14 protein-coding genes are annotated in these 9,353 nt (G+C 31.8%); 2 read left to right on the forward strand and 12 right to left on the reverse strand.

Annotated elements, in window-relative coordinates; all coding sequences use genetic code 11:
• Positions 1-160: 160 nt before the first annotated feature.
• From HMPREF3241_RS07960 to HMPREF3241_RS08015, 12 genes are all read right to left on the reverse strand, one after another.
• Positions 161-385 (reverse strand): YozE family protein, encoded by a 225-nt coding sequence (locus HMPREF3241_RS07960; protein WP_001831241.1) that lies wholly within the window; start codon positions 383-385, stop codon positions 161-163.
• Positions 385-885 carry a PTS sugar transporter subunit IIA gene (locus HMPREF3241_RS07965; RefSeq protein WP_002446439.1) on the reverse strand — a complete coding sequence of 167 codons (501 nt, stop codon included), beginning with the start codon at positions 883-885 and terminating at the stop codon, positions 385-387. Before HMPREF3241_RS07965 ends, HMPREF3241_RS07960 begins: the two co-directional genes overlap by 1 nt.
• A 12-nt stretch (positions 886-897) precedes the next feature.
• Complete coding sequence (gene msrB, locus HMPREF3241_RS07970) at positions 898-1,326, reverse strand: peptide-methionine (R)-S-oxide reductase MsrB (protein WP_002446440.1); 429 nt, start codon at positions 1,324-1,326, stop codon at positions 898-900.
• Complete coding sequence (gene msrA / locus HMPREF3241_RS07975; RefSeq protein ID WP_002446441.1) at positions 1,319-1,846, reverse strand: peptide-methionine (S)-S-oxide reductase MsrA; 528 nt, start codon at positions 1,844-1,846, stop codon at positions 1,319-1,321. Before msrA ends, msrB begins: the two co-directional genes overlap by 8 nt.
• Before the next feature lie 102 nt (positions 1,847-1,948).
• Positions 1,949-2,797, reverse strand: coding sequence for a fatty acid kinase binding subunit FakB2 (gene fakB2, locus HMPREF3241_RS07980; protein WP_002446442.1), 849 nt, complete (start codon positions 2,795-2,797; stop codon positions 1,949-1,951).
• A 9-nt stretch (positions 2,798-2,806) separates the two neighbouring features.
• A complete protein-coding gene (gene dfrC / locus HMPREF3241_RS07985) occupies positions 2,807-3,292 on the reverse strand; it encodes a trimethoprim-sensitive dihydrofolate reductase DfrC (protein ID WP_002476114.1) in 486 nt (161 codons plus the stop codon).
• 41 nt (positions 3,293-3,333) lie between these two features.
• Positions 3,334-4,290 (reverse strand): thymidylate synthase, encoded by a 957-nt coding sequence (locus tag HMPREF3241_RS07990; RefSeq protein ID WP_002446444.1) that lies wholly within the window; start codon positions 4,288-4,290, stop codon positions 3,334-3,336.
• Between the two features lie 321 nt (positions 4,291-4,611).
• On the reverse strand, positions 4,612-5,274 hold the full coding sequence (locus HMPREF3241_RS07995) for an ABC transporter ATP-binding protein (protein ID WP_070853582.1): 663 nt from the start codon (positions 5,272-5,274) through the stop codon (positions 4,612-4,614).
• A gap of 15 nt (positions 5,275-5,289) precedes the next feature.
• Positions 5,290-6,339: an ABC transporter permease gene (locus HMPREF3241_RS08000; protein WP_002446446.1), complete on the reverse strand. Its 1,050-nt coding sequence runs from the start codon at positions 6,337-6,339 to the stop codon at positions 5,290-5,292.
• A gap of 209 nt (positions 6,340-6,548) precedes the next feature.
• On the reverse strand, positions 6,549-6,986 hold the full coding sequence (gene brxA, locus HMPREF3241_RS08005; RefSeq protein WP_002457670.1) for a bacilliredoxin BrxA: 438 nt from the start codon (positions 6,984-6,986) through the stop codon (positions 6,549-6,551).
• A 51-nt stretch (positions 6,987-7,037) separates the two neighbouring features.
• Positions 7,038-7,298: a NifU N-terminal domain-containing protein gene (locus tag HMPREF3241_RS08010; RefSeq protein WP_001831110.1), complete on the reverse strand. Its 261-nt coding sequence runs from the start codon at positions 7,296-7,298 to the stop codon at positions 7,038-7,040.
• 11 nt (positions 7,299-7,309) lie between these two features.
• A complete protein-coding gene (locus tag HMPREF3241_RS08015) occupies positions 7,310-7,504 on the reverse strand; it encodes a zinc-finger domain-containing protein (RefSeq protein ID WP_002446447.1) in 195 nt (64 codons plus the stop codon).
• 251 nt (positions 7,505-7,755) lie between these two features.
• Between HMPREF3241_RS08015 and HMPREF3241_RS08020 the strand changes: the two genes are divergently transcribed.
• Positions 7,756-8,460: a queuosine precursor transporter gene (locus HMPREF3241_RS08020; RefSeq protein WP_002446448.1), complete on the forward strand. Its 705-nt coding sequence runs from the start codon at positions 7,756-7,758 to the stop codon at positions 8,458-8,460.
• A 325-nt stretch (positions 8,461-8,785) separates the two neighbouring features.
• Positions 8,786-9,181 (forward strand): ribonuclease HI family protein, encoded by a 396-nt coding sequence (locus HMPREF3241_RS08025; protein ID WP_002446449.1) that lies wholly within the window; start codon positions 8,786-8,788, stop codon positions 9,179-9,181.
• Positions 9,182-9,353: the final 172 nt, after the last annotated feature.

The following is a 9,353-nucleotide window of genomic DNA, read 5'->3' on the forward strand; positions in this document are numbered from 1 at the left end:
ATTAAACGTATGTTTCATTGAGAAAACAGTGTAATTATTCTGTGTACGTCAAACAAAAGTTATAACTAAAAAAGTGTAGAGTTTGAATCCCTTTACATTAAAACACCTGAGACAATGAGTCGTGTCCCAGGCTCTATCAATATTTATTAATGAAAAGAATTTAAAACTTCAACCATTCCGTATAGTCATCATACAAGTCATCAAATACAGACATTGGTAGGGTGAATTCGCTATGTGTCTCAATATATTCAGATAATGTATTAAAATCATCTTCGTGTTTTGGAAAGGCAAGGTCTTCAAAAATTTGCTCAGCAAAAACCCCTTTATCATCTTTTCTTCCACGCACGGTCATAATAAATTGATAAAATGAATAATTCTTAACCATTAGCTTACTGTCACATCAATAACTTGTGTTTCCCCTTTAACTACTGCTTGTACGTCTTCAATATGAATTGATTCAGTTTGATCAGAGTTTGTAATAATAATAGGGGAAATAATAGATTTTGCATTATTATTAATATATTCTAAGTCAAAACGTATAAGAGGATCGCCTATTTTAATGTCATCCCCACTTTCAACAAGTACTTCAAACCCTTTGCCATCCAATTGAACGGTATCTAATCCGATATGAACTAATAACTCTAATCCATTTTCGGCTTTTAACCCTACAGCATGTTTTGTTGGAAAAACATTATCGACTTTGCCTTCAATCGGTGAAACAACCTCACCCTCTGTAGGATTAATACCAAAGCCTTCTCCCATCATTTTTTGCGCAAAGACTGGATCAGGAATATCTTCAATCTTGACATACTCACCTGTCAAAGGTGCGTAGATTTTAATGTTTTTGTCAATTTCTTTACCTTTTCCAAATAACTTTTTAAACATGTAAATGCACTCCTATTTTTTGAAATGTTTAATTAAATCTCCATATCCTAACTCTTCTAGTTTATCATAAGGTATAAACTGAATCGCAGCAGAGTTAATACAGTATCTTAAACCACCTTTTTCTTTAGGTCCGTCATTAAAAACATGTCCCAAGTGGCTATTCGCTTTTTCTGATCGAACTTCAGTTCTAATCATACCAAATGATTTATCAACAAGTTCTACGATTTCATCATCATTTAATGCTTTGGAGAAACTTGGCCAACCGCAATTAGATTCAAATTTATCCTCTGAAGTAAATAATGGTTTGCCGGACAATTTATCAACGTAAATTCCTTTTTCAAAGTGATTCCAATACTCGTTTTGAAAAGGAGGTTCAGTACCATTTTCTTGAGTGACTAGATACTCTATGTCATTCAGTTCATCTTTGTTTTTTTTAATCATTTTGAGACCCCCAGTGTGATTCGATAAATGCTTTTCTACCAGATCCACGTTGGTATTGTTCATAATGCGTAGGATTCTTTTTGTAGTAATCTTGATGATATTCTTCTGCAGGATAGAAATTTTTATATGGTTTAATCGGTGTGATAACCGGTTTTTTAAAGATACCCTCTTCGTCAATTTGTTGTTTCTTCAATTCGGCAGCTTTGCGTTGATTCTCATCATGATAAAAAATGACAGGTTGATAGCTTTCCCCCCTATCAAAGAACTGCCCTCCGTCATCAGTCGGGTCAAATGTTTTAAAATATACGTCTAAGATATTTTCAAATGTTGTAATATCAGGATCATATTCAATCTGTACTGCTTCCACATGCCCTGTTTGATTTGTGCATACCTGTTCGTATGTTGGGTTTTCTACATGTCCTCCACTATATCCAGAAACGACTGATTTTATTCCAGGATATGAGGTGAAGGGTTTAACCATGCACCAAAAACAACCTCCAGCTAGTGTCGCATATGTCATGTTATATTCCCTCCTTAAGTTATCTGTTTGTTTAAATTTACGCTATATTGTCGGGAATTTAAAGTATTTAACTCAGAATCTTATATGTGATTTTTTGACAACTTAGTTCAACGTATCTCTTAATACCACAAGTCCAATTGCACCTTGTCCAGTGTGCGTCGAAATCACTGGAGTTGTTACATTAATATCAAATTGGTTAAAATCAAATGATTCTGTAAATGATTTTTTGATTTTATCAACGAAATCTTTAACGTTGGCGTGAGCAATCCCTATTGATTTAATTTTGTGATCTTTAACAAAATCTGTAATTTCTTTTTTTAAATATTGGACACTAGAGTTTTGAGTTCTGGAATTATGCACTAGTTCAAGTTGACCATCTCTTAAAGTTCCGATTGGCTTAATTTTCATAATGTTTCCAATTAAACCTTTTGTTTTACTTATCCTGCCACCTTTAATGAGTTGATTAAGCTGACCGATAACCACAAACAGTTGCAAGTTATCACGTAATTGTGTCATTTCTTCCACTATTTTTTCTGTTGATGTACCTTGACTTATTAATTCAACAATTTGCTTAATTTGATAACCTAACCCAAACGAAATAGATTTAGAATCAATCACTGTAATATTACCATCTACCATATGACTCGCTTGAACAGCAGTATTATAAGTACCACTTAAACCTGACGAAAGATGAATACTTATAATTTCAACGTCATCTTGAGCTAATTGCTCATATGTTTCAATAAATCGACCAATAGGTGGTTGACTTGTTTTGACGTCTGCATCATTTTCAATATAATCGATATACTCACTTGAAGAGATATCAACTTGATCAGTGTAAGATTTTCCGTCGATTGTCAGGCTTAATGGTATAACATGAATGTTATGTTGTTTTAAATATTCATGTGATAAATCAGAGGTTGAATCTGTGACGATAATTTGTTTAGCCATAATTGCCTCCTATTCCCCTTTTCTACGCACTAAATGTAAGAATGTATGCGGTATAGTATTTTTTTCATCTAGTTGACCTTCCACTGAAGATTCGACCTCCCAGTTTTCGAATGTGTACGGTGGAAAGAAAGTGTCTCCTTGAAACTTCCCATCTATTACGGTGATATACATATCATCTACCTGGTCAATCATTGCTTCGAATAACGTTTGTCCTCCAAATATAAAAACATGACCAGATAACTCTTTAATTTCATCAAGAGAGTTTATAACATCTACCCCTTCATGGTGAAATGAAGCTTGGTTAGTGAGCACAACGTTACGTCTATTTGGCAGTGGTTTCCCGATAGAATTAAAAGTTTTTCGTCCCATTACAAGTGTATTTCCAGTGGTCAGTTGTTTAACATGCTTTAAATCATTTGGTAAATGCCATGGTAATTGATTTTGGTACCCAATGACTCTTTGTTTATCGTGAGCGACAATTATTGATAATGTCATGGTATACCTCCTTTCTGTATGCGAAATATTAATGCATCTTTTTATACCGCAATAGGTGCTTTAATAGCAGGGTGTGATTCATAATTTATCAATTCTAAATCTTCATAATTAATATCAAAAATTGATTTATCTGTATTAATTTTTAATTGAGGTGGTAGATAACTTTCTCTTGATAATTGTGTATGTATTGCATCCATATGATTGGAATAAATATGTGCATCTCCAAACGTATGAATGAATTCACCCACTTCAAGTCCACATTCTTTTGCAACAAGATGTGTCAGTAAAGCATAACTTGCAATATTGAAGGGAACACCTAAAAATATATCAGCACTTCTTTGATATAATTGACAATTTAATTTACCCTCTTGTACATAAAATTGAAACATTGTGTGGCAAGGTGGTAATGCCATTGAATCGATTTCAGTAGGATTCCATGCTGAAACAATGTGTCGTCGAGAGTTTGGATTGTTTTTAATTTGTTGTATAACTGATTTTAATTGATCATAATGATTACCATTTTTATCTTCCCAATCTCTCCATTGTTTACCATAAACATTCCCTAGGTTGCCGTATTTTTTAGCAAATGCATCATCGTTTAATATACGTTCTTTAAATTTTTTCATTTCTTCTTTATACTGCTCGTTAAATTCAGGGTCTTGCTGAGAACGATGTCCAAAATCTGTCATGTCTGGTCCATGATAATCATTAGACTGAACATAATTTTCAAAAGCCCATTCATTCCATATATTGTTATTATATTTAAGTAGGTATTGAATGTTTGTATCTCCTTTAATAAACCATAATAATTCAGTTGCTACTAATTTAAAAGAAACCTTTTTGGTTGTAAGTAAAGGAAACCCTTTGGTTAAATCGAAACGCAATTGATGCCCAAATTTGGAAATTGTCCCTGTATGTGTGCGATCATCGCGTCTATTCCCTATTTCTAATATCTCTTCGCATAAGCCATGATAAGCTTCGTCGAATGGATTATACATGCGTACAACTCCTTATAAAAATATGTATTATCTTAATGAACATTATACTAGAAAAGATGTATCGATAGAAGAGAGAGGGTTTTGAGTTTATAAAATTTTAAATCTTTTATGTAAAATATCTCATATAAAACAAATTAATAAATGGGAATGTGTTGAATTGGTTGTTCAATCTTGACAATATGAATTTGAGTTGTGAAATTTTCTTACATAAGATTTTTTAAAGACTCAATGGACTGTTTTTTTATAAAAAAACCGAGTCACAACAAATGTTGACTCGGGAATTTCAAATATGAAATGCAAGTAATTGTGAATATTTTATTTCTATTGGAGTGAAAGAAGTCCATCCTCCATGAAATATGTTTTATCACAAAAATGAGTTAAACGTTCATCATGAGTAACAATCACACATGTTTTATTTCTTTCTTTCGTTTGTTCTTGAAGTATTTTCATTACAGCCATTGCATTATTCGTATCTAGTGAAGCGGTAGGTTCATCTGCTAGTATGATTGATGGATTTGTGTAGATAGCTTTAGCAATTGCCACACGCTGTTTTTGACCACCGGATATTTGATTTGGTAATTGATTGGTAATATCCGATAAATTTAGCTGTTTAACCAATTTTTGATATCCATCTTCACTTAATGTATCTTTTTTATATTTGCCAAGAAGTTTGAATTGTTGTTCGATTGTTAAAAAAGGCACGAAATTCGTCGATTGTAATATAAAACCTATTTCGTTAATTCTTATTTTTGATAAGTGCTTTTCAGATAATATTGATATATTTTTGTTGTTGATGTAAATATTTCCTGAAGTAGGTCGTTGTAAGGCGCCAGCCATAGTTAAAAATGTACTTTTCCCTGAACCTGAAGGTCCCACGATAGCAATCAGTTCACCCTGAATTATTTTTAAATCGGTAGGTTTTACTGCCTGAATTATTTGATTGCCGTCTCTGAAAGATTTGCTCACTTGTTTGAACTCTAACATGTTTATGATTCCTTTCTATCCAATTGCTTTAAGTGGATTTATTTTTATTATAGACAGAACAGAAAATAGACTGCCTAATAAAGAAATAATGATAAGAACAATTCCATATATCAACATCGTTAATAAATTAAAATGAATTGGAACGACACTCGGTAGAAATGTACCTGTTAATAGTGTTAAGAGAAATCCAATGATTGTTCCAATTAAAGATAATATGAAAGTTTGAGCAAAAACCATTTTTGCTAAATAGCCGTTGGTAAAGCCTTGTGCTTTAAGTACACCAAATAAGTGTGTTTTTTGGAGCGTTATAACATATAAGAATACGCCAATAACTGTCGCTGAAATTATAAATAAAAAAACGATCATAAAGTTCAAAGTTAAATTTTGAGCTTTATAGCCAGGAAGATTTTTAATAAACTGCGAGATTGAAATACTTTCTAAATCTTTGTTAAGTTTATGATTTTTCCAATTTGAGTCTTTGACTACTATGGCATTTGTTTTATCTTTTGATAATTTGGGATTAAGTTTCTCAATGGTTTTATTATTAGAGAATAGCACGGGTGAAGCATTATATTTAGCACTTTCTACAATACCTACCACTTTTAGCTTTTCATCTGATTGAGATAAAGATAAGATGTCACCTATTTTGAACCCCTTATCGGCTAGTGATTGATCAATGACTACTTCATTTGAACTTTCAACTTGATGACCTTTAATTATAGGAGGGATTAAAAATGATTTGTGTGTAACGCCGAAAAGTAACGCGTTTTCTTCGTGATGATGGTTTGAGATAATGACCCCTTGTTGTTTTAATGTGGTTGATTGTTCATAAGTATTTTGCACTTTGGATATATTGAATAAGGATTGCTCTACAGTTTGATTAGCATCTTTTTTTAATATGATAGCGTCTGCATTCCACTTTTCTATACCTTCAGTATTCATTTTAATAAGGCCGTTTGCAAGTCCAGACAGTAGGAATAATAAATAACTTATAAGTACTAATATGCCAATGACTAAACTGAATTTAATTTTATTTCTTTTTATTTCATTCCAAGCTAAAAACATGAATGATGCACCTCAATTTTTTACATAATCGTTGGTAGAGAAAGTAATCAAATAGAATGAGTTAAAGAACAATTACATTTAATATGTAAGTATGATTGTAATTGAAAAAAATAGGACAGGATTCATGTTGAATCGACTGTCCCACTCTAGTGAATGATATTAGTTTTAGTGATTCTTTGACATAGCTATCTTATTAGACAATATTAAGTTTATTGACAATTATCGTCAAAAGCATCTTTTAAATCCATAGCTATATCATTGATGTCGCGCCCTTCAATATGTTCTCGAGGTATAAAATGAACTAAATGTTGACCTTTAAATAATGCGTATGAGGGACTTGAAGGAACTTGTTGGATGTAATCTCTCATTGTTTGTGTTGCTTCTTTGTCTTGACCAGCAAATACGGTTACTTTATGATCTGGTTTTACTTCATTTTGTTCTGCAACTGCAACAGCTGCTGGACGTGCTAATCCTGCAGCGCAACCGCATGTTGAGTTGATTACAACAAATGTTGTGTCATCATTATCTATATTTTGCATATACTGATTGACATCATCACTCGTTTCAAGACTTGTGAATCCATTGTCTGTTAATTCAGCTCTCATTTGTTGTGCAAGTTCTTTCATATAAGCTTCGTATCCATTCATCATAAAATGCTCCTCTACTATAAATTGTTTCTAATTGTACTATATAGAAAATTAATTGCTTTTAGCGAACGTGTTTTCTATTTGTGGTAATAATTCATTCCAGTTAGCGTTATCTTCTTTATCAATTGATATAAAATCCAAAACATAAAATATTGATTTAACACCTTCTATTTCAAATAATCGGTTAATAAATTCAGGTTGACCTTCTTGAGCGGCAGTATATGTTGTTGATGAGTTATCTTGACGTGGTTCACTCAAAGAAACTTTCATTGTATTATGATTAGGTGTTTCTGAAATTGCTATAATCTCCATGTGACATCCTCCTATTGTAACTCATTACCAATTTGTTTAATTTGTTTACCGACCGTGCATTCATTTATACAAAAATGATGTGCTTGTGTTTTACCGTGAGTTTTTCTATTGTGCTTTTTTAATGGACATTGGTGACAATAAATATTCATCAATTGGTCGATGTGTTGAATTGCTTGTTGTTCTGTATAAGTGAGTATAGCTTCCACTTCCCTTAGCTATAGACTATTTATAATATATACTCATTTCACATGTTTGTATTATAGCATTTATAAGTTGGGAATTTGAAATAATCAATTTTAGTTTTGAGAAAATTGATAACTTAGATGTTGGTTTAAGTTAATATTTATTTACTCTTCTTTTTTAGCATTGCATTAAAGATAAATTTTAAGTAAACTAGTATAGTTAATTTTGGCGGTTTCTAAACACCCGCTTTAACAAAATTTAGGAGGAAAATGATATGTATAATGAAATATTTGGTATTGCGTCATTTATTGTTACATTCGCTTTAATGGTACTGATGTATCGTTGCTTTGGTAAACAAGGACTAATTGCTTGGGTAGCAATAGGAACGATTATCGCTAATATACAAGTCATAAAAGCAGTTCATATTTTTGGTATTACGGCTACACTTGGAAATGTCATGTTTGCTTCTATATATTTAGCTACTGATATATTAAATGACATCTATGGTCGTAAAGTTGCTAAAAGAGCAGTGTGGCTTGGTTTCTCTTCAACCTTAGTAATGATTATAGTCATGCAAATGTCATTGCATTTTATTCCTGCTCCAGTAGACAATGCGCAAAACTCATTAAAAATGATTTTTGATTTAGTGCCTAGAATTGCTATAGGTTCCATTATTGCTTATATCATAGGCCAACATATTGATGTATTTATATTCAGTATGATTAAAAAGATATTTAGCTCTGATAAAACCTTTATTATTAGAGCATATGGTAGTACCATTTTAAGTTCTATTATTGATACCGGTTTATTTGTTTCAATTGCTTTTATTGGTACTATGCCAGGTACTGCTGTTTTTGAAATATTTATTACAACTTACCTGTTAAAATTAGTGTCAACAATTTTTAACGTACCATTTGGATATATTGCTAAGTCTCTATATCGAAAAGGAAAGATAGAACAATTAGATAATGGGTATTAATATTTATTGTATTCGATATGTAGATATACAAAAAACGAAACAGAATTCCTTGTGCTGAACTAGCTTCGAAATTCAATTTGATTTGTCCGTAGAAATTCCAAGTGAAATTTTCAATGATAGGACGTACGACCAAAGTTAAATAAATCTTAATATAAGGGCTCAATATAGACATCAATGCCCTATTTGTTAGCAGAACCTGTAGTATATATGTTATCTTAGGTTCTGTTTGTTTTTGATTTAATTTTTAGCGTTTTGTCTTTTTAGTTTGATACAATATAATAGATACATTTTAGCGAGTAGACAATTCTGAAGAGGAGTAAAAGTAATGGCTAAAATACATTTTGATGCTGCGACTAAAGGAAATCCCGGCCGAAGTGCTTGTGCGATTATTATAAAAGAAAATTCACAAAGATATGCATTTACCCATGATTTAGGTGAAATGGATAATCATAGTGCAGAATGGGCAGCAATGTTGCACGCTTTGGAACACGCACGCGAATTAAAAGTATCTAACGCGTTACTTTATACTGATTCAAAATTAATTGAAGATAGTATGCTACAAGGTAAAGTTAAAAATGCTAAGTTTAAAGTTTATTTTGAAAACATAGAAATCTTAGAGCAAAGTTTTGATTTGATGTTTGTGAAATGGATTCCACGAAAACAAAATAAAGAAGCGAATCAACTTGCTCAACAAACACTATACAAACTTACATCACAATAATCTAAAGTGTTAATATGATATATTATGTATTTAATTGTTTGTTCAACCTCACCAATAAGATTTCGGCTTTGAAAAGCTTATTATAATACGTTCGTACTCAATAATCGATGATTAACACAAAAACAAGCCCGGGGCATTAAGTCCCGGGCTTGTTCTGTGTTAAAGATATATT

Origin of the sequence: Staphylococcus sp. HMSC34G04, from assembly GCF_001838765.1 — a bacterium.
In the GTDB taxonomy this organism is placed as follows: domain Bacteria; phylum Bacillota; class Bacilli; order Staphylococcales; family Staphylococcaceae; genus Staphylococcus; species Staphylococcus epidermidis.